We start from the raw sequence: 491 nt of genomic DNA on the forward strand, positions 1-491 counted from the left end.
GATTCAACCGGTCACCCTTTCACTCATGTAACTAAAGCACGTGAGAATGAAACGTTTACTGTGGTTGAGGCAGAGAGTAAGGAAGAGGCAGAACGTAAATATAATGACTTAATACAATGTGCTAACTGTGGAAGTTGGGACACAGAGTATGAATATTTGTACGTAAATAATATACCGATACATTTAGCTTTTAGTTGTAATAACTGTAATGAAAGATATGGAAAAGAGTTAGTTAGAGATGAAAAAGGATATTCAATTAAATTAAAAGAAAAGGACAGTGAGTGAATGACTAAATATAAAATGGAAGCAAAATTAAATATAGAGAATATGAACGAACTTACCTTGTTAACTAAAAGAGTAGAACGAGCAGCTAAAGAATTGCGAGTAGCTATGAAAGAGCTTAATAAATTTAAACTTAAAGCGAATATGGAAACGGAGGACGACTAATGAAATACACATGTGTGAAAACAGCTAGAACACCTAGTAAAGTT

General features: G+C 33.0%; 2 protein-coding genes. Both read left to right on the plus strand.

Features of this window, described 5'->3' with window-relative positions:
- Positions 1–285 (plus strand): DUF1381 domain-containing protein (locus ACF91D_RS31740; protein ID WP_392438695.1); only part of this gene is annotated, 285 nt, incomplete at its 5' end.
- Positions 286–447: a hypothetical protein gene (locus tag ACF91D_RS31745; RefSeq protein ID WP_158262833.1), complete on the plus strand. Its 162-nt coding sequence runs from the start codon at positions 286–288 to the stop codon at positions 445–447.
- The last annotated feature ends 44 nt before the right edge of the window (positions 448–491 follow it).

This window comes from Staphylococcus sp. 231237_7MaSpsaltlick (assembly GCF_043107035.1).